Below are 19,567 nucleotides of genomic sequence, written 5' to 3' on the forward strand. Positions count from 1 at the left end.
TGCGAAGAGCAGGATGGACCAAGCCCCGTCCTTAACGAGGACTTTTGTTCTCGTTAACGACGATGGAGGCAATCAGAAACCATTCAAGTGAACGAATCCGTTTTGTCTGGAATCAAACGGGCAGTTTCAAAGGCGTTTAGCAGCTGCCAGTTCGATCATTCATTACCGGAGAAAAATGCATGCCTCTCAGTGACACTATTCACAGAGCGTTGCTAAGCGCGGAGGAACGCGCCTCTATCGCTGAAATTGAAGCCACGACCAATATTCTGCAGCTCGTCACACGGATGACCGGAACGCGCTTCGCAGCGATCGCAAAATTCACGGAGACGGAATGGATTGTCTGTTCCGCGTACGATCCGATCGAGCTTGGGATCAACACCGGCGACACACTGGAACTCGAGACCACCCTTTGCAGTGAGTTTCGAAGAGATCCCCAAGTGCTTTTCGTGCCGGAGATAAGTCGAGACGGCAGGTTTTCGACACGTCCTGTGGTAAAGCAATACCTGATTGAAAGCTACGCAGGTGCGCCTGTTTTCCTGCCCGATGGACAACTTTGGGGCGCGCTGTGTGCATTGGATTCCAGGGCAGTGATATTCGACGACCCGGACCTGGCGGACACGCTAGGCCTGTTCGCGAGGCTGATCGGCTGCATCTTTTACTCGAACTTGACCGAGGCCGGCAGCGGCTACAGCAAGAACGGTTCAGTTGCCACGGAATAACAACGACACAGCCCTGAGGATTCAGGGCTGTGTCTTTTCTGGCATGTGAGATTCGTGCCCGCCCCCTTCTACAAGGTGTAGGAAATACCGACCTGCACGGTTCGCGGTGCGCCTGGATAAGCGTAGACGTTGCCGAATGCGCCTTCTTCATAATCGCGATCGAACAGGTTTTTCAGGTCAAGATTGAGTCGCACCTTGTCATTGACCTTGTAGAAGCCGAGCAGGTCGACAACGGTGTAACTGCCCATCGAAAACGCGGTGTTAGCGGTTTGGCCGGCGCGCTCGTCGACGTACTTGAGGCCGGTGCCCAGGCCCAAGCCCTTGAGCGCGCCGTCCTGGAACTCATACATATTCAGCAGGCTGAAGCTGTTTTTCGGGATGTTCAGCAGGCGCGTGCCAGAGCGCAATACGTTGTCCTTGGTCACTTGCGCATCGACATAGGCGTAGCCGCCAATCACCCGCCATTCGGGGGTCAGGTTGCCAGCGACGTTGAGGTCGAAACCACGGCTGCGCACCTCACCGGCTGCAACGCTGAAGGTCGAGTCCACCGGGTCGGTGGTCAACACGTTACGTTTGTCGATCTGATAGACCGCCGCGTCGACACTCAACTGCTGATCCAGTGCTTCCCACTTGATCCCCATTTCGTAGGACTTGCCCTTCTCCGGCGCGAACCCGCCGCCCTGGCGACTGGCGCCGGTGTTCGGTTTGAAGGAGCGCGCGGTGTCGGCATAGACCGCCAACGTCTCGGTCAAGTCGTAGGTCACGCCGATGCGCGGAGTCACCGCATTGTCACTCGCCTGCCAACTCTTGCCGCCGGGCACATAGGTTTCGTAGTCATGTTCAAAGCGCTCGAAACGCGCGCCGGCCAGCACTTTCAATTTGTCGGTCAATGCCACCTGATCCTGCACGAACGCGGCATACGTCTTGAGGTTTTCCTTGTCGTGAGTCGGCGTACGGGTGAGTGCCGGACGCGGCTGGCCGTACACTGGATCGAAGATGTCGATCGGGTACGCACCGACAGCGCCGCTGGAGCGTTGAATGATCGACTTGTAGTCGTAATCCTCATACTCGATACCGGTGAGCAACGTGTGCTGCAAGCCAGCGGTATCGAAGTGCCCGGTCAGGTTGAGCTGGGTATCCTTGTCGGTCCACTCCAGCTTGCGATAGTTGAAGTTGCGCCCCAGGGTGCGGCCGTCATCGGCTATACCGTTGGCCTCGATTGCGTTGCCCTTGAGCGAACCATCGAGCCACTGGAAACCGCCACCCAGGGTCCAGTCATCGTTGAGCATGTGCTCGAAACGCAGTTGCGCCATGTTGTTATCGTTATGCAGTTTGCCGACGTCTTTTTCGCCGAAAAAACTGTCGCGAGAGGCCGTACCGATCTGCTTCGCATAGCGGGTAACGCCGCGATCCAGCGGCGCGTTGTTTCGCATGAAATCGCCTTCGAAAATCAGCCTGGTCGCGTCGGTCGCCTGCCAGGTGAGCACCGGCGTGATGCCGTAGCGCTCGGTTTCGACGTGATCGCGGAAGGTGTCGCCGCCCTCGCCCACGACGTTGAGTCGATAGGCCAGGCGCCCTTCTTCGTCGAGCGGACCGGAAGCGTCCAGCGTGCCGCGCTTCATGCCTTGATCGTTGAGTTGGCTGCCCAGGGTGACGGTGCGCTCGGGCAACGGCTGTTTGGAAACCACATTGAAGGTGCCGCCAGGATCACCCCGACCGTAGAGCATGGTGGCCGGGCCGCGGAGCACTTCGAGGCGTTCGATTGTGTTGGCATCCGGCATGTTCGGGTAGCCGCGGTTGATCGGGAAACCGTTTCGATAGAACTCGCCGCTGGTGAAGCCACGCACGGTAAACGTGGTCAGGCCCTGGCCACCAAAATTGTTCGCCCGCCCCACGCCCCCGGCGTAGTCCAGCGCGTCCTGCAACCGGGTGGCGCCCAGATCCTCGACCGCATCCCTGGAAACCACACTGATCGATTGCGGGGTTTCGTGAATCGACGTGTCGGTACGCGTGGCGCTGGCCGAGCGCGTCGCCCGATAACCCTGCACCGGGCCGTCCGCCCTTTCGTAATTCGCCGTACCGATCACATCGGTTGCGTCCAGCTCGAGCGTTGAGGGTGACGCCCCCGTTTGTTCAGCCCATGAGGCAGACGACAAGGCTTGCAGCACACAAATGGAAAGCAGGGTTCGACGCATGGAGAAGAAAACCTTTACGAATAGGCCAATGCAGGGAGTGAAACCGCCAAAAACACCCGCGCATGCTATACAAAACCATTCGCAATTAACACTTATTCCCATTCATGTTTTCTGGCGAATCATGAGCGTCGCAAGTCCTTTGGCGACGTTCGACTGACCGCTTTCAGCTGAAGTGAACATTCGTCTAATTTTTTTACTCTGCGTTGCATCCATTCCTGCCCCTGCTCCGTAAATTCAACACCCTCATTCGAAGGGTCGAAAAATCAAGGAGACGCATCATGCACATGTTCATCAAACGCCTTGCTATCGCGTGCTTCACACTGTTGAGCCTGAGCGCCGGATTCAGCTCTGCCGCCGATACCGTGATGGTTGGCGGCGCTGCCATGTATCCGACGAAAACCATCGTTGAAAACGCAGTCAACTCCAAGGATCACACGACGCTTGTTGCAGCGGTGAAAGCGGCCGGGCTGGTCGATACGCTTAATAGCAAAGGGCCGTTCACGGTCTTCGCCCCCACCAACGAGGCCTTCGCAAAACTGCCCGCCGGCACGGTCGATACGCTGGTCAAGCCAGAGCACAAGGCCGACCTGACAAAGATCCTGACCTACCACGTCGTGGCCGGCACCTACACCGCCAGACAATTGATGAATGACGCGAAAATGCACGGCGGTAAAGTGATGCTGAAATCGGTCCAGGGAGAACCGCTGACCGTGATACTGCACGATGGCAAGTTGTGGGTGGAGGATGCCAAAGGTGGCAAGGCGGGCATTACCATTGCCGATGTCATGCAGTCCAATGGCGTGATTCACGTTATCGATACGGTACTGATGCCGAATTGATAAGGCAGGCCTCGGCGGACGCGCTTCAGAGCGTCCGCTATCGGCGGCTCAGCGCGTCGGGCGAACAACGCAAATGCCCACTGAGCGGCTTCTGGCAATGGTTGGCCCACACGCTCAAATCGAACGCTGATTCACCCGCGCCATCAACTGCTCAGCCGACTCCTTGCGCTCCGAATAGCGATCAACCAGAAACGCTTGTTGGTCACGCAGCAGCACGGTGAACTTCACCAGTTCTTCCATCACATCGACGACGCGGTCGTAGAACGGCGAGGCTTTCATCCGCCCGGCGTCGTTGAACTCCATGTACGCTTTTGGCACCGAGGACTGGTTGGGGATGGTGAACATGCGCATCCACCGCCCCAGCACCCGCAGTTGGTTGACCACGTTGAACGACTGCGAACCACCGCACACCTGCATCACCGCCAGGGTCTTGCCCTGGGTCGGACGTACCGCGCCGAGTTCCAGCGGGATCCAGTCGATCTGCGCTTTGAACACTGCCGACATCGCGCCATGACGTTCCGGCGAGCACCAGACCTGACCTTCCGACCACAGCACCAGATCGCGCAGCTCCTGCACCTTGGGGTGATCGAGGGGCGCATCGTCCGGCAGAGGCAGACCGGACGGGTTGAAGATGCGTGTTTCGGCACCGAAGTGCTCCAGCAAGCGTGCGGCCTCCTCCACCAACAAACGACTGAACGAGCGTTCGCGGGTCGAGCCGTACAGCAACAGGATGCGCGGCTTGTGCCCTTCGGTCAGCGCTGGGCCGGGTTCTTCAAACAGGGTGGGATCGAGGTTGGGCAGGTGTTCGGACATAAATCCTCCTTAAAGCACGCCGATTCGGTCGAGCGCGGTTTTCAGTTCATCACGGCTGAGGCTGTCGAACGGCAGATCAAGAAAGGCCTGGCAGCGCTGCTGGATGTGCGCCAACGTGGCGCGGAAGGCGGCGTCAATCGCCGCTTCGTCACCCGTCACTTCAGAGGGATCTTCCAGCCCCCAATGGGCTTTCAACGCCGGTCCGAAATACACCGGACAGGTTTCCCCGGCGGCTTTGTCGCAGACGGTGATGACGATGTCCGGCGGATTGCCTTCGAAGGCGTCATTGCCTTTGCTGTGCAAACCGGCAATCGAAATACCGGCCTGCTGCAACGTGGTCAGGCTGCGCGGCAACACCTGGCCTTTAGGGAAACTGCCGGCACTGACCGCTTCGAATCCCACCGGGGCCAGGTGATTGAACAGGGCTTCTGAGAGGATGCTGCGGCAGCTGTTGGCCGTGCACATGAACAGGACTCGCATGGGGTCACTCCGAGGGAAGATTCAGCAGCAGGCGGTTTCGCGAACCGGTCGGCCATCCATATTCTGCAGGCGGGTGGCGTTGCCCTTGAGCCAATCGGCGTTGGCCTGGGCCGTCACTTGCAGAATGTCGTGAACCCAGGCCGGCAGATCCGGATTGAGGCGGTAATACACCCACTGGCCCTGACGCCGATCGAGCAACAGACCATTGCTGCGCAGCTGCGCCAGGTGACGGCTGATTTTTGGCTGGCTGTCGTCGAGGGCGCACATCAACTCACAGACACATAACTCGCCCTGATCGGCAATCAGCAGGGTCGCGCGGACGCGGGTTTCGTCGGCCAGGCTCTTGAAGACTTCAGGGGGGGTGATCATGGCGCGCTCATTACATATGGAAAACCGAATATACGGATATCCATATGTGATGAGCAACAAGAAAATACCGGACTGACCCGGACGCTCGAAACCCGCTCACTCGAGGCGAGCAGATCCGGGACAATCAAAGGTTGCAGCTGTACTGATATTCGAAGGGAAAAAACACCGTATCGACCACCAGCGAAAACGGCGCATCGATCAGTAAAAACGGAATCAGCTTGCCTTTGGAGGTGCCCACCAGCCACCAGTCAAACCGCAGGCCGATGTAGGGGCATCGGTGTTTGTCGTAATCCATGCGCATGGCGGTTGCCATGCAGCCACTCAACGTGGCGATCAGCACCAGCATTATCAACTTGCGAAACACGTAACATCCTTATTACTGCACTGCACCGCGATGGGTTAACGCACGCCTGAATCACCGCGACTCAGGTGAACGCCCGATCTCCTCGCGTGCAGGCATCGTATCCCCGTGAGTGGCTGATATCGGCCGACCACAACCAATCCTGAATCGAAAAACCGCCAAGCCCGCTACCAAAGACCGCCGAACCGATCGTTACATCTGCGCGGATTGGCCGTTTTGCCACTGCCTGCGATAACACACTTCAAACCGCCGAAAATGAACATACGTTCATCGCAAGCCGCATTCCAGGCGTCTAACCTGCGGGTTCCGACATAGTGACTACAGGAGTACCCCACCATGTTCTCGCACGAAAGCGTCCCGTTGATTGTCATTTTCATCATCATGCTGCTGGGCGTGCTTGCAGCCTTCCTCCACCCGGTACACGCGTTGTTCAGCTGGCTTCGGCGGCGCAAGGAACGCTCGGCGACCGAACTGGTTGAGCGGGATTAATTTTTTCATTCACTGAGCTACCAGGGACGGATGACTTTGCTGGAAAAGAGATTCGTCCCTGTTTATTTCACGGGGTTGCCCGCAAAGAGTTGAGGCGACGCCGACTCGACGACCTCGTCAATGACTGCAGCAAAGCACCTGAGGATATGCTGCAATAGGCGGCGGAAACGGATGAAGAGCTCAACGGCCTGACCCGTCAAACGTCACACGAGGAGGCCTGAATGCCGAAGACACCGCCGGCCAGCAAAGAGGCCCCCACCGCCGCAGACATCGAACGTTCCATTCAAGCCCTGAACACAATGGCCGAACGCCTCTGGGGCCAGGGTCGGGAAGCCGAAGCCCAGGCCCTGCTCGACGCACTGGACGCATTGAATCGGGCACTCGACAGAATCCGCATTGGCGAGAGTCGCCGGGTGGCTACGCTTCATTGACCGACCGACGTCCTGTAGGCGCAATGTGCCGCAGCGCCTGCAGGTATTGCGTCTTGGCCCTCGTTCAGGGCTTGAGTATCAACAACGGCTCGCCCTTCTTGACGATATACGTCGCCAGTTCCGAACCCTTGTCCTGACCGGCATTGCGCGCGATGTGCGCCACGCCTTCTGGAATGTACAGCGAATCCCCGGCCTTCAGCGTCACGGGCGCCCTGCCCTCCAGTTGGTATTCAAAAGTGCCGCTGATCACATACGCCACTTCCACGCCCGGATGCGCATGGCGCGGTGAGGTCACGCCGGGTTCGAAATCGACCCGCGCCTGTATCACTTCACGGTCGGCTGCACCAAGGTCCTGGCGAACCAGATCGGTGCGACTCAGGCCTTGTTGCCAGGCCTTGGGTTGGGTGTCAGCGGCGTGTGCGGTGCCGATCAAAGACGCGAGTACTGCAGCGGTAGCCAGAAACAGTGGACGGCGCATGATGTTGCCCTCTCGAACGTAGTGGTGGGTTGACCGCTACTGTGAGCCAGGCCTGTAGGGCGGATGTGTCGCAAACCTGGGGTTTGTTATCGCCGTGTATACCGAATCGGGTTTGATACAGGCTTATACAAAGATTTCGCCGGGATACTGCTGCGCCATCAACCATGTCCTCAAGGCGACGATTTTCTTCGAGTCCGCGGTTTCATGGGGCGTCACCAGATAGAACCCCAACTCATCCTTCAAGCGCAGTGCAAAAGGCGCCACCAGACGCCCGGCCCGCAGATCATCGGCAACATAGGTCGAGCGCCCGATGCACACCCCCTGCACGTCAACGGCGGCCTGCACGGCCATCATCGCCAGGTCGAACGTCAGCCGCGGCCCTTCAGCCAATGTCGCTGACTCACCGGCTGCGCAAAGCCAGCGGTTCCAGTCTCCGGCGGTCATGCCACTGACTTGCAGCAAGGTGTGATCAAGCAAATCTGCAGGCGTGTTCAGCCCTTTCGTGGTGCTGAGCAACGCCGGGCTGCACACCGGGAAAATCTCATCAGACATAAGAAAATCCGCACGCAAACCTTTCCAGTCGCCGCGCCCGTAACGAATGGCCGCATCAATGCCACCCTGGCGAAAATCCACCAGGTCGGTGGACGCGCTGATTCGCACATCTATATCGGGATTGGCCTGCTGGAACGACGGCAGGCGCGGCAGCAGCCATTTGGAGGCCACGGAGACCAGGGTATTGATGGTCAGCACCGTGTTTTGACGCGACGCCAACAATGCCTGCGTCGCCTGGCGCAATTCATGAAACGCCGCACGGATGCCGGGCAAATAGGCCTGCCCCTCTTCAGTGAGCGCCAGCCCCTCCTTGAGCCGCAAAAACAAGGTCACGCCAAGCTCGTCTTCAAGTCGCCGAATCTGATGACTGATGGCAGTTTGCGTAACGTGCAGTTCTGCGGCGGCCTTGGTAAAGCTCATATACCGAGCGGCGCACTCAAAGGCTCGCAAGCCATTGAGGGAAGGCAGTCTGGCGACCATGACAATTCTATACCCATGAGATTTTGTCATACGCTAGCACTGCAAATGACCTTTGCGAAAGCCTGCTCGCGCAACGGATCCTGACACCTCCCCATCCACTGGAAGTGCCATGAAACTGTATTTCGCGCCCATGACCTGTTCGTTGTCCCCGCATATCGTGTTGCGAGAGCTGGGCCTGCCCTTCGAGCTGATTCGCGTCAACAATCAGAGCAAGCGCACGGCTGACGGCCGCGACTTTCGCGAGATCAATCCCAAGGGCTACGTCGCTGCACTGATGCTGGATAACGGCGAGGTGTTGACCGAAGGCCCGGCCATCTTGCAGTTCCTTATTGATCGCGTCCCCGCCACCCAACTGGCACCCGCTCCGAGCACCTGGGAGCGGACGCGTTTGCAGGAATACCTGAGTTTCATCAACGCGGAAATCCATGGCGGCAGTGCACCGCTGTTCGATGCGCGGATTCCGCCGACGATCAAGGCGATTTTCAAGGAGAAACTGTTCAAGCGCCTGGACTACCTGAACCGCAAACTCATGGATCAGGACTACCTGATGGGCACGTTCGGTGTCGCCGATGCCTACCTGTTCACCGTGCTCACGTGGCTGCCGAACTTCAATATCGAACTGGCGGACTGGCCAGCGCTTGCCGCCTACGCGCACCGGGTGTCCGCTCGTCCCAGTGTCCTGGCGGCCATGGCGGCGGAAGCGGCGACGCAGCCGGTGTAAGCGAACGGGCCATGTCGACGCTGAAGCTGTAAACTGGCGCGATCTTCATTCGCTCAAACAAGAGATCAGCATGGCCAATCAAGACATCACCTTCACGCCCGATCCGGATGCGGACTCGATTTCCTCGGACGTCGCCACCTTCGGCGGGATCATGGTTTCCACGCAGATTCCGACCCGCGCCGATGGCAGCCTGGAACTGGGCGGCATCACCGAGCAGAGCGAATGCACGCTGCAAGCGCTGAAAGTCGCCCTGGAGCGTGCCGGCAGCTCGATGGACCGGGTCATGCACCTGACCATCTACCTCACCGACATGGCCGACCGCGCCGCGTTCAACGAGGTGTACAAGCGTTTCTTCGCCAAACCGTGGCCGGTGCGTGCCGCAGTCGGCGTTGCCTCGCTGGCCGTTGAAGGCATGCGCGTGGAAGTGACCGCAATGGCCGCCAAGGCCTGATTCACACCCGCCAACCCTGTGGCAGCGAGCCTGCTCGCACACGCTTCAGTTCAGTCTCCGTTGAGGTTGAATGTGCCGGCGCCTTCGCGAGCAGGCGCGCTCCCACTGGGGTGGGCACCGTGTCTGCTGCCATCGGGCAGCACAGACGTGCCGGGCGCACGTTTCGCGGGTAGAATGCGCGGCTAACCGTGACAGCCTGACTAAAAAAACTATGTCCTTGCCCAAGCATCACCTGGAATTGCTCAGCCCTGCCCGCGATGTGGCCATCGCCCGCGAGGCGATCCTGCACGGCGCCGACGCCGTATACATCGGCGGCCCGAGTTTCGGCGCGCGCCACAACGCCTGCAACGAAGTCAGCGAAATCGCCGAACTGGTGGAATTCGCCCGCAAGTACCACGCGCGCATCTTCACCACCATCAACACCATCCTGCACGACAACGAACTGGAGCCGGCACGCAAGCTGATCCATCAGTTGTACGACGCCGGGGTCGACGCGCTGATCGTTCAGGATCTGGGCGTGATGGAGCTGGACATCCCGCCGATCGAACTGCACGCCTCGACCCAGACCGACATCCGCACTCTGGAGCGGGCGAAGTTCCTCGATCAGGCCGGTTTCTCGCAACTGGTGCTGGCTCGCGAACTGAACCTGAAAGAAATCCGCGCCATCGCCGATGAAACCGACGCCGCCATCGAGTTCTTTATCCACGGCGCGTTGTGCGTAGCGTTCTCCGGCCAGTGCAACATTTCCCACGCGCAGACCGGGCGCAGTGCCAACCGTGGCGACTGCTCCCAGGCCTGCCGTCTGCCGTACACCCTCAAAGACGAAAAGGGTGGCGTGATCGCTTACGAAAAACACCTGCTGTCGATGAAGGACAACAACCAGAGCGCCAACATCCGCGCGCTGGTCGAAGCGGGTGTGCGCTCGTTCAAGATCGAAGGTCGCTACAAGGACATGGGCTATGTGAAGAACATCACGGCCTACTACCGGCAGCGCCTCGACGACGTGCTCGAAGACCGCCCGGACCTGGCCCGCGCCTCCAGCGGCCGCACCGCGCACTTCTTCCTGCCCGACCCGGAAAAAACCTTCCACCGTGGCAGCACCGATTATTTCGTCACCGATCGCAAGATCGACATCGGCGCCTTCGACTCGCCGACCTTCACCGGCCTGCCGGTGGGCACCGTCGAGAAAGTCGGCAAACGCGACATGCAGGTCGTGACCCACGAGCCGCTGTCCAATGGTGACGGCCTCAACGTACTGGTCAAGCGTGAAGTGGTGGGTTTCCGTGCCAACATCGCCGAAGCCAAGGGCGAGTTCGAGGAAGACGGCGAGAAACGCTACCGCTACCGCGTCGAGCCGAACGAGATGCCTGAAGGCCTGTACAAACTGCGCCCGAACCATCCGTTGAACCGCAACCTCGACCACAACTGGCAACAGGCGCTGCAGAAAACCTCCTCCGAGCGTCGCGTGGCCCTGAGCTGGATGGCGCGTCTGCGTGAAGAGCAACTGGAAGTGACCGCCACCAGTGAGGAAGGCATCAGCGCCAGCGTTACCCTGAACGGCCCGTTCGGCGTCGCCAACAAACCGGAGCAGGCGCTGGAGCAACTGCGCGATCTGCTCGGCCAGCTCGGCACCACGCAATACCACGCCACCGACATCAAACTGGATGCGCCTCAGGCATTCTTCATCCCGAACTCGCAGCTCAAATCCCTGCGCCGTGAAGTGATCGAAGCCCTGACCGCCGCTCGTGTCGCTGCGCACCCGCGTGGTCGCCGCAAGGCCGAAACCACTCCGCCGCCGGTGTACCCGGATTCGCACCTGACTTTCCTCGCCAACGTCTACAACCAGAAGGCCCGCGACTTCTACCACCGTCACGGCGTGAAGCTGATCGACGCGGCGTACGAGGCGCATGAAGAGCCAGGCGAAGTGCCGGTGATGATCACCAAGCACTGCCTGCGCTTCTCCTTCAACCTGTGCCCGAAACAGGCCAAAGGCGTGACCGGCGTGCGCACCAAGGTGGCACCGATGCAGCTGATTCACGGCGATGAAGTGCTGACGCTGAAATTCGACTGCAAGCCGTGCGAGATGCACATCATCGGCAAGATGAAAGGCCACATTCTCAACCTGCCGCAACCGGGCAGCGTGGTCGGCCACATCAGCCCTGAAGACCTGATGAAAACCATCCCCCGCGCTCCGCACTGAGTGGTTGGCGAGTACGGTGCTGCGGCGCCGTACTCGCCCGCCCTTCTGCGAACACACCAAATCGCAGGCATAAAAAAACGCCAACTTCTTGCGAAGTTGGCGTTTTTTCGAATATGGCAGGGGCGGCTGGATTCGAACCAACGCATGGCAGGATCAAAACCTGCTGCCTTACCGCTTGGCGACGCCCCTACTGCTCTATCCAGCGCCTCGTTGAGGTTCGCTGTGAGAACGGGGCGCAATTTACCAACATTCATTTCGTTTGTGAAGCCTGATGTGAAATATTTTTTGTTTTAAAACAGCGACTTATTATTTTCGACCGGATACGGGCCAATGATCAGGCCGTTTCGCGCCGTGTATCACACTGTGTACGCCCCCCGGCTGAGACACATCGCCTTTCAACAACGCCGTTCTTCGACACAGGCCAGATACGCCCCTGCGCGCAAATGCACTCAAGGTTTGAAGGGGTGAATCGCAACCCTTGGCCAAAGGCTCGCAAAGGAGACGTCACCATGAAGATGGCACCGCACACCCGCAAAACCGCCACGGCACTTGGCTTGTCGATGCTCGCTGTGTCGTTGTTCGGCGCCTTTGGCACCGCCCAGGCACACACTACCGAACCAGCCGCCGTCAGCTATTCAGCGCCCTCGCCCTTCGGCCCGCTCAAGCACGTGAAGGCCGGCCTGCTCGACGTGGCCTACGCCGAAACCGGCCCGGCCGACGGCCCGGTGGTGATCCTGCTGCACGGCTGGCCCTACGACATTCACAGCTACGATGAAGTCGCGCCGTTGCTGGCCGCCAAGGGCTACCGGGTGCTGATGCCGTATGCGCGGGGTTATGGCGACACGCAGTTCCTCTCCAAAGACACCCTGCGCAACGGCCAACCGGCGGCGCTGGCCAGTGACGTCATCGACTTCATGGATGCGCTGCAAATCAAGCAAGCGGTGCTCGGTGGTTATGACTGGGGCGCACGTTCGGCGGACATCGTTGCGGCGCTTTGGCCGGAACGCGTGAAAGCGCTGGTATCGGTCAGTGGCTACCTGATCGGCAATCAGGCCGCCGGGCAAAACCCGCTGCCGCCCAAGGCTGAATTGCAGTGGTGGTATCAGTTCTACTTCGCCACTGACCGTGGTCGCGCTGGCTACGAAAAGAACACCCACGACTTCGCTAAACTGATCTGGCAACTGGCCTCGCCGCAGTGGAAATTCGACGACGCCACGTTTGACCGCAGCGCCACGGCCCTGGAGAACCCCGATCACGTCGACATCACCGTATTCAACTACCGCTGGCGTCTGGGCCTGGTGCAGGGCGAAGCGAAATACGCCGCACTGGAGCAGAAACTCGCCACCGCGCCGTCCATCAAGGTGCCGACCATCACCCTTGAAGGCGACGCCAACGGCGCGCCGCATCCGGCGCCAGAGGATTACGCCAAGCGCTTCACCGGCAAGTATCAGTTCCGCTTGATCAATGGCGGGATTGGCCACAACTTGCCGCAGGAAGCTCCGCAGGCGTTTGCCAAGGCTGTGATTGATGCGGATCACCTGTAAAGCCCCTCACCCTAGCCCTCTCCCGGTGGGAGAAGGAACTGACGCAGGTGATTGGGAGAGGCACGTTGCCTTGAGATATCGGGGTGAACTCAGGTCAGTAACGGCTTCGGTTATTTGACGAGGCGTTTTTCCTTCGACGGCCGATAACCGAAATACGAGCTGTAACACTTGCTGAAATGGCTCGGTGAAACAAACCCACACGCCACCAGCACTTCCACCTGCGACAGTTCAGTGTGCTGCAGCAACCGCCGCGCTTCGGTGATGCGCAGTTCCAGGTAATAACGCTGCGGCGTGGTGCCCAGTTGTTCCTTGAACAAACGCTCCAACTGGCGGCGGGAGCGGCCGGCGTACACCGCCAGTTGCTCCAGCTCCAGCGGCTCTTCGAGGTTGGCGTCCATCAGCTTGACCACTTCCCGCAACGGCGCACTGACGCAGATGTTTTCATCCGGTTTGATCCGCCGATAGCGCGACTCTTCGAACGCCAGAATGTCCTCGACACCCTCGACCAACGCCTTGCCGTGCAGGCCTTTGATCCAGTCCAGCGCCATGTGGAAGGCTCCGGACGGGCTCGACGCGGTGAGCCGGTCGCGATCGATCACGTAGGGTTCGCTGCTGACGTGGGTGGACTTGGCGATTTCGGTCAGCGCCGGACGATGTTCCGGGTGGATCGCACAACGATAACCGTCAAGCAACCCGGCCCGGCCAAGAAACCACGAACCGTTCCACAACCCGGCCAGGGTGATGCCGCGTTCCGCCGCCGCTTTCAGCAAACCGATGAATGCCTCGCTCGCCCGCAGTTCGGTGCGATAACCGCCACAAATTACCAGCAGATCCAGGTCCTGCAACGCCGCCAGATCCATCTTCGCATCCGGGCGAATCACCAGCCCCAGATCGCTGACAACTTCACCCTCGCCCAGCCCGAACGTACGGGACGAAAACAGTCCCGGGCGCAACAGGTTACTGGTGACAATCGTGTCCAGCGCCTGGGTGAAGGCCGGCAATGAAAAGTGTTCGAGCAGCAGGAAACCGGTGCGGGTCATGCGGGTGTCAGCGGATTGCTCATTCAGGTAGCGGAGGTTTTTCCCCTTCATGCCTCCGCTGAATTGGCGTCGTTCGATCAAGGTCGGGCCCATTGGTGATGTTGTTATCCGCCGATAGTTGGCCCGATCCGCCTCCGAGTCAATCACGCCTGTGGTTGATGGCTGGTCACGCAGTGAATCCCGCCACCGCCGGCGGCAATGGCGTCGATGTCGAGCTGCACGATTTCACGCTCCGGGTACAGCTCGGCGAGCAGGTCGAAGGCCTGTTTATCGGCTGCCTTATCGCCGAATTCCGGGGCGATGATCGCGCCGTTGATCACGAAGTAATTGATGTAGCCAGCGGCGAAATCCGGGTTGTTCTGGCTGAACTTGCTTTTGCGCGGTTTGAGCGGCGGCGAAACCGTGTGGATCTGCAATGCGCGCCCGTCGGCATCAGTGGCGCGCTTGAGGATTTCCAGGTGCGCCAGGGTGACCTTGTGATCGTAGGAATCAGGGTCGGTATCAAGGTTGGCGATGACGACGCCAGGCTTGATGAACCGTGCGTAGAAATCGACGTGGGCGTCGGTGATGTCCTTGCCCTTGATGCCCGGCAGCCAGATGATTTTGCGCAAGCCCAGACGCGCCTTCAGTTCTGCTTCGACGTCAGCTTTGCTCCAGTCAGGATTGCGGTTGGCGTTGATCCAGCTGCTTTCGGTCATGATCCCGGTACCGTGGCCATCGACTTCGATACCCCCGCCCTCGCCCACCAGTTCGCTGCGTTGGTAAATGGCTTGCGCGTCGTCGGCCACTCGCGCGGCGATCTGTGCGTCCTTGCTGTGCCGCTGCTTGCCGCCCCAACCGTTGAAATTGAAATCCACCGCGCCCAGACCGCCCTTGTCGTCGATCACGAAGTTGGCGCCGATGTCGCGCATCCAGATGTCATCCAGCGCGGCCGCCACGTACGTGATGTTGTGAGTGCCGCAATGTGTTTCGGCGAGGCTGCGCTCGTGCTTGCGGCAGAACACCGTAACCGGTTCGAAGCGGGCAATGGCTCGGGCGACGCGGCCCAGGGCTGCCTGCACATCCGCAGTGAAGTCTTCCCAGATTGCATCCTGCGCGCCGAAGGCAATGTAGGCGCGCGCGTGTTTGTCGCCCTCATCGGGCATGAACCAGCGCCCTTGTGCAGCGGCGAATACCTTGCCCGGCGACAGGCCGAGGCCCATGAACGTTGCGCCGACACCTGCGGCGACCGTGACTTGCTTGATGAACTCGCGACGAGTCGACATGTTGCAGTTCCTGTAAAAAAAGGCCGGCCAACCCGCCGGCCCTGGGTCATTGGCCGGTGGCCGTCTTGAATTTGGTCCAGGTGCGCATGCGGGCGCGCATGTCGGCCTGGGGGATGTCCTTGCCCGGAATCAACCGAGCATAGGTTGCCTCGTCGAGGTAAATGTCCGGGTTGTCGCGCATGCTTGCATCGACGCCCGAGCGCGCCTTGGCGCTGGAAGTCGGGTAACCGGTGAAGTTACTGATCGCGGCCATGTTCTCCGGGCGCATGACGAAGTCGATAAACGCGTAGGCGTATTCCGGATGTCGGGCGTCGACCGGAATGGCCATGGTGTCCATCCACACCGTGGTGCCTTCACGGGGCACACGGTACTGGAAGCGTGTGTGCTTGCCGGCGCTGTCCGAGGTGCGCTGGGCCTGGGTCATGTCGCCGCTGTAACCGAGCGACAGACACAAATTGCCGTTGACCAGATCGGTCACCGGTTGCGACTGGAACTTGCGAATGTACGGCCGCAGCTTCATCAACAGCTCACTGGCCGCCGCCAGATCCGCCGGTTTCGCACTGCGCGGATCGCGCCCCAGGTAATTGAGCACCACTGCCAGCGCTTCATCGGGCGAATCGATCATCGAGATCCCGCAATCGGCGAACTTCGCCGCCAGCTCCGGTTTGAACAACATGTCCAGACTGTTCACTGGCGCATCGGCCATGCGCTGTTTGATCTGCTCGGCGTTGTAGGTCAGGCCGATGGTGCCCCAAGTGTAAGGCACCGTGGCTTTGCTGGAGTGTTCGTAATGGCTGCGCAGCTTCTGCAAACCAGGCTCGATGTCGCCCAGTGCGGTCAGCTTCGATTGATCCAGCGGCATCAGGCTGCCAGCGCGCATCAGGCGCTCGGCCACGGTGTCGCCGGGGAAAATCAGGTCGTATCCGCTGCCGCCGGAGAGCATCTTGGCTTCGAGGGTTTCGCTGCCGTCCATGACGTCGTAGATCACTTTGATCCCGGTTTCGGCGGTGAACCGGCTCAGCGTGTCTTCGGCAAAATAATCGGCCCAGTTGTATAGCCGCAGGGTTTTGTCTTCGGCGTGCAGCGACGGCATTGCGCAGGTCAATGCCAGGCCAATGGCGCCGAGCAACCGCTTGTGTTGAGTCGTCATGTCAGACCCCTTGAGTGTTCCAGCGTGCGTGGAGGTGGCGGCCATCCTGGCTGAGCAACGCGCCGTACATGTCCGGACGGCGATCGCGATAGATGCCCCAGCTCAGACGCTCCTCGCGCATGGCGGCAAGGTCGAGTGAGTGGACAAGCACGCCGCTGCTGTCGCGGTCGGCCACCGCGAGCAACTGGCCCTTGTGATCGCTGATGAACGACGAGCCGTAGAAGCTCATTTGCAGATGGGGATCGGTGCTCGCCACTTCGCGACCAACGCGGTTCGACGCCACCACCGGTAGCAGATTGGCGGCGGCGTGGCCGCGCATGGTCATCTGCCAATGGTCGCGGGAATCCAGCGCCGCGTTGCCCGGTTCCGAGCCGATGGCCGTGGGATAGAGCAACACTTCAGCGCCCATCAACGCCAGGCAGCGCGCGGTTTCCGGGAACCACTGATCCCAGCAGATGCCCACCCCGAGGCGGCCGAACGCGGTATCCCAGACTTTGAAACCGCTGTCGCCGGGGCTGAAATATTCCTTCTCCTGATAGCCGACGGCGTTGGGAATGTGGGTCTTGCGGTACACGCCCGACAGACGTCCGTCAGCATCAGCGACGGCCAGCGAATTGAAATAGGCATTGCCGGCCTTTTCGAACCAGCTCAACGGCAACACCACGCCCAGCTCCCGGGCCAGTGCGGCGAAGCGCGCGAGGACGCGGCTGTCGCGATACTCCTCGGCAAGCGCCATATGTTGATGATTTTGTTCGATGCAGAAATACGGCGTGGCGAATAGCTCCTGCAACAGGACCACTTGCGCGCCCTGCTGCGCCGCGTCGCGTACAAGTTGCTCGGCCCGGTCGAGGTTGCCCGGCAAATCCCAAGTGCACGGCATCTGGGTGGTGGCGATGGTCAACAAGGTCATCGTTCAACCCTCCACCGGCCAGGCCGGCTGTTGCTGGGTGATGCAATGCACACCGCCGCCGCCATGCGCCAGGTGATTGATCCGCACCGGCACCACTTCGCGTCCGGGGAAGGCTTGCGCCAGCGTTTTCGCCGCCAGGTGATCGGCCTCGATGCCGTAGGCCGGCATGATGATCGCGCCATTGACGATGTAGAAGTTGGTGTACGAGGCGCAGAACACTTCAGCTTCGGTATCGACCGCGTCGGTGGCTTCGAACAGCTCGATCAGCTCGAACTTGCGCCCGTGGGCGTCGGTGGCCAGTTCCAGTGCACGGCGGTTTTCCCGTGCCACTTCGGCGTAAACCGAAGACTGATCACGTGTCGCATCCACCAGCAAAACGCCGGGCCGGGCGAAGGCACAAACGCCATCGACGTGGCCGTCAGTCATGTCGCCGGTAACGTAGTCCGGATCGCCCGGCAGCCAGATGGTTTTCTTCACGCCGAGCAGGCGACTGAAGATTTCCTCCATCTCGGCCTTGCTCATGCCAGGGTTGCGATTAGGGTTGAGCAGCACCGATTCGGTGGTGATCAGCGTGCCTTCGCCATCGACATGAATCGCCCCGCCCTCGTTGCTCAGCGGTGTGCCGAAGCATTCCAGGCCAAGGTGATTGAGCGCACGGCGCGCCAGGCTCTCATCCAGATCGTGCGCCGACTTGCCGCCCCACGCGTTGAAGCGCCAGCTCACACCGGCCAGCCCATGTTGCGGGTGGCAGACGAAACTCGGGCCGGAGTCGCGGCACCAGCTGTCGTTGACCGCCAACGGAATCAGTTCGATGTTCGGTCCGCACAGGGCTTTGGCACTGGCGAGCGCCGAAGGATCGACCACCAGTTTCACCGGCTCGAAACGGGCGATGGCGTTGGCCACGCCAGCGAAATCCTCCTGCACCTGCGCCAGGGTCACGCGCCAGCCGGATTCCCACAACGCCTGGTTGTGCGGCCAGACCATCCACGTCGCAGCATGGGGTACCCATTCTGCCGGCATCATCCAGACGCTGTTTTTATTGTCGTTGTGCTGCATGATAAACCTCGCTAGTTAAGCCATTGTGTTCACGCCGAACATGCTACGGACGCAAAAACAGGCAAACAAACGATGGATTTAGCGCACAACTGATTAGAGGAACTTATCGACATGCTCAAGCACTGGCCGCCGCTCAGCTCCCTGCGCGGCTTCGAAGCCGCCGCCCGACTGGGCAGTTTTCACAAGGCCGCCGATGAGTTAAACCTCACGCAGTCGGCGATCAGTCAGCAGATCCGCAACCTTGAGGCGTATCTGGAACAACCGCTGTTTTTCCGCAGCGGTCGCAGCGTCGCGCTCACCGACGCCGGGCAGGATCTGCTCAGCACCACCCAGTCCATACTCCAGCAACTGGCCGTGGGCATTCGTCGTTTGGGCCAATACCAGAAACCCAATCAACTGGTGCTCAACACCACGCCGGCGTTCGCCCGGCACTGGCTGCTGCCGCGCCTGGGGGATTTCCGCGCGCGACATCCTGAAGTCGATCTGTGGATTTTCAGCACCGACGAAGTGCCAGACATGGCCACCCAGACCATCGACCTTGCCGTGCGTGACGACATCAGTTCGCAAGCCGAATGCAGCTTCAAAGTGCTGCACACCGACCGCCTCTATCCGGCCTGTCATCCGAGCGTTTTAGCCCTGCCAGCAGAGCAACGCACCACACTGCATGGTGAGCGGGAAATGGACTGGAGCCATTGGGCCGTTGAGGCCGGGCTCGATCTCGGCCAGCGCGATCAGGGGTTGAATTTTTCCGATCCGGGATTGCTGCTCGACGCTGCCTGCTCCGGGCTCGGCATTGCCCTGGTCAGTCAGTTGCTCAGCCGCCAGGCCAGGGTCGACGGCACGTTGCAGCCGATGGTTGAACAGACCATTCGCGGGCCGAACTGGGCGCTGCTGACCCATCGCGACAGCGAGAACATGCCGATGGCGCGCAGTTTTACCGAGTGGCTGCTGAGCGATCTGGCCAAGGCTGATTCGCCTTGAGCTAGCGCGGACTCAGTGGCCGGCGCCGTTGCGCCAGCCACTT

Annotated in this window: 21 protein-coding genes and 1 tRNA gene; 9 read left to right on the top strand and 13 right to left on the bottom strand. The window is 60.2% G+C overall.

The window, feature by feature from the left end:
- Positions 1–179: 179 nt before the first annotated feature.
- Positions 180–719 (top strand): GAF domain-containing protein, encoded by a 540-nt coding sequence (locus HV782_RS16435; RefSeq protein ID WP_123464351.1) that lies wholly within the window; start codon positions 180–182, stop codon positions 717–719.
- A 68-nt stretch (positions 720–787) separates the two neighbouring features.
- On the opposite strand, the gene HV782_RS16440 is transcribed toward HV782_RS16435, so the two are convergent.
- Positions 788–2,914, bottom strand: coding sequence for a TonB-dependent siderophore receptor (locus HV782_RS16440; RefSeq protein ID WP_186747958.1), 2,127 nt, complete (start codon positions 2,912–2,914; stop codon positions 788–790).
- A gap of 278 nt (positions 2,915–3,192) precedes the next feature.
- Here HV782_RS16440 and HV782_RS16445 point away from each other — a divergent pair, with 278 nt between their 5' ends.
- Positions 3,193–3,753, top strand: coding sequence for a fasciclin domain-containing protein (locus HV782_RS16445; protein WP_186747957.1), 561 nt, complete (start codon positions 3,193–3,195; stop codon positions 3,751–3,753).
- 114 nt (positions 3,754–3,867) lie between these two features.
- Here HV782_RS16445 and arsH read toward each other — a convergent pair whose 3' ends face one another.
- The 4 genes from arsH to HV782_RS16465 form a co-directional block, all read right to left on the bottom strand.
- A complete protein-coding gene (arsH, locus tag HV782_RS16450) occupies positions 3,868–4,566 on the bottom strand; it encodes an arsenical resistance protein ArsH (RefSeq protein ID WP_186747956.1) in 699 nt (232 codons plus the stop codon).
- A gap of 9 nt (positions 4,567–4,575) precedes the next feature.
- Positions 4,576–5,046: an arsenate reductase ArsC gene (locus tag HV782_RS16455; protein ID WP_186747955.1), complete on the bottom strand. Its 471-nt coding sequence runs from the start codon at positions 5,044–5,046 to the stop codon at positions 4,576–4,578.
- A gap of 21 nt (positions 5,047–5,067) precedes the next feature.
- On the bottom strand, positions 5,068–5,415 hold the full coding sequence (locus HV782_RS16460) for a metalloregulator ArsR/SmtB family transcription factor (RefSeq protein ID WP_128615850.1): 348 nt from the start codon (positions 5,413–5,415) through the stop codon (positions 5,068–5,070).
- Positions 5,416–5,539: 124 nt separating this feature from the next.
- Positions 5,540–5,779, bottom strand: coding sequence for a YceK/YidQ family lipoprotein (locus tag HV782_RS16465; RefSeq protein WP_123464348.1), 240 nt, complete (start codon positions 5,777–5,779; stop codon positions 5,540–5,542).
- Between the two features lie 333 nt (positions 5,780–6,112).
- Here HV782_RS16465 and HV782_RS16470 point away from each other — a divergent pair, with 333 nt between their 5' ends.
- Positions 6,113–6,265 (top strand): hypothetical protein, encoded by a 153-nt coding sequence (locus tag HV782_RS16470; protein ID WP_177490665.1) that lies wholly within the window; start codon positions 6,113–6,115, stop codon positions 6,263–6,265.
- A gap of 221 nt (positions 6,266–6,486) precedes the next feature.
- On the top strand, positions 6,487–6,696 hold the full coding sequence (locus HV782_RS16475; protein ID WP_186747954.1) for a hypothetical protein: 210 nt from the start codon (positions 6,487–6,489) through the stop codon (positions 6,694–6,696).
- Between the two features lie 64 nt (positions 6,697–6,760).
- Here the strand turns inward: HV782_RS16475 and HV782_RS16480 are convergent, their stop codons facing one another.
- Both HV782_RS16480 and HV782_RS16485 read right to left on the bottom strand, forming a co-directional pair.
- Positions 6,761–7,174 carry a cupin domain-containing protein gene (locus HV782_RS16480; RefSeq protein ID WP_186747953.1) on the bottom strand — a complete coding sequence of 138 codons (414 nt, stop codon included), beginning with the start codon at positions 7,172–7,174 and terminating at the stop codon, positions 6,761–6,763.
- Positions 7,175–7,297: 123 nt separating this feature from the next.
- Positions 7,298–8,206: a transcriptional regulator GcvA gene (locus tag HV782_RS16485; RefSeq protein WP_186747952.1), complete on the bottom strand. Its 909-nt coding sequence runs from the start codon at positions 8,204–8,206 to the stop codon at positions 7,298–7,300.
- 109 nt (positions 8,207–8,315) lie between these two features.
- On the opposite strand from HV782_RS16485, the gene gstA reads away from it, so the two are divergent.
- The 3 genes from gstA (at position 8,316) to HV782_RS16500 (ending at position 11,578) form a co-directional block, all read left to right on the top strand.
- Complete coding sequence (gstA, locus tag HV782_RS16490) at positions 8,316–8,927, top strand: glutathione transferase GstA (RefSeq protein WP_186747951.1); 612 nt, start codon at positions 8,316–8,318, stop codon at positions 8,925–8,927.
- A gap of 70 nt (positions 8,928–8,997) precedes the next feature.
- Positions 8,998–9,378 carry a RidA family protein gene (locus HV782_RS16495; RefSeq protein ID WP_123464338.1) on the top strand — a complete coding sequence of 127 codons (381 nt, stop codon included), beginning with the start codon at positions 8,998–9,000 and terminating at the stop codon, positions 9,376–9,378.
- Positions 9,379–9,589: 211 nt separating this feature from the next.
- Positions 9,590–11,578 carry a peptidase U32 family protein gene (locus HV782_RS16500; RefSeq protein WP_123464336.1) on the top strand — a complete coding sequence of 663 codons (1,989 nt, stop codon included), beginning with the start codon at positions 9,590–9,592 and terminating at the stop codon, positions 11,576–11,578.
- Positions 11,579–11,692: 114 nt separating this feature from the next.
- Here the strand turns inward: HV782_RS16500 and HV782_RS16505 are convergent.
- Positions 11,693–11,767 (bottom strand) — tRNA-Gln (locus HV782_RS16505).
- 320 nt (positions 11,768–12,087) lie between these two features.
- Here HV782_RS16505 and HV782_RS16510 point away from each other — a divergent pair.
- On the top strand, positions 12,088–13,122 hold the full coding sequence (locus HV782_RS16510) for an alpha/beta fold hydrolase (protein WP_186747950.1): 1,035 nt from the start codon (positions 12,088–12,090) through the stop codon (positions 13,120–13,122).
- Between the two features lie 110 nt (positions 13,123–13,232).
- Here HV782_RS16510 and HV782_RS16515 read toward each other — a convergent pair whose 3' ends face one another.
- Genes HV782_RS16515 through HV782_RS16535 form a run of 5 tightly spaced genes read right to left on the bottom strand, consistent with a single transcriptional unit; the run spans position 13,233 to position 18,543 of the window.
- A complete protein-coding gene (locus tag HV782_RS16515; protein ID WP_123464332.1) occupies positions 13,233–14,255 on the bottom strand; it encodes a GlxA family transcriptional regulator in 1,023 nt (340 codons plus the stop codon).
- 50 nt (positions 14,256–14,305) lie between these two features.
- Positions 14,306–15,427: an agmatine deiminase family protein gene (locus HV782_RS16520; protein ID WP_186747949.1), complete on the bottom strand. Its 1,122-nt coding sequence runs from the start codon at positions 15,425–15,427 to the stop codon at positions 14,306–14,308.
- Between the two features lie 46 nt (positions 15,428–15,473).
- A complete protein-coding gene (locus HV782_RS16525) occupies positions 15,474–16,577 on the bottom strand; it encodes an extracellular solute-binding protein (protein WP_186747948.1) in 1,104 nt (367 codons plus the stop codon).
- A gap of 1 nt (position 16,578) precedes the next feature.
- Positions 16,579–17,487: an N-carbamoylputrescine amidase gene (aguB, locus tag HV782_RS16530; protein ID WP_186747947.1), complete on the bottom strand. Its 909-nt coding sequence runs from the start codon at positions 17,485–17,487 to the stop codon at positions 16,579–16,581.
- A 3-nt stretch (positions 17,488–17,490) separates the two neighbouring features.
- A complete protein-coding gene (locus tag HV782_RS16535) occupies positions 17,491–18,543 on the bottom strand; it encodes an agmatine deiminase family protein (RefSeq protein ID WP_186747946.1) in 1,053 nt (350 codons plus the stop codon).
- A 111-nt stretch (positions 18,544–18,654) separates the two neighbouring features.
- Between HV782_RS16535 and HV782_RS16540 the strand changes: the two genes are divergently transcribed.
- A complete protein-coding gene (locus HV782_RS16540; RefSeq protein WP_186747945.1) occupies positions 18,655–19,524 on the top strand; it encodes a LysR substrate-binding domain-containing protein in 870 nt (289 codons plus the stop codon).
- The last annotated feature ends 43 nt before the right edge of the window (positions 19,525–19,567 follow it).

It is taken from the genome of Pseudomonas monsensis, from assembly GCF_014268495.2.
GTDB lineage: Bacteria > Pseudomonadota > Gammaproteobacteria > Pseudomonadales > Pseudomonadaceae > Aquipseudomonas > Aquipseudomonas monsensis.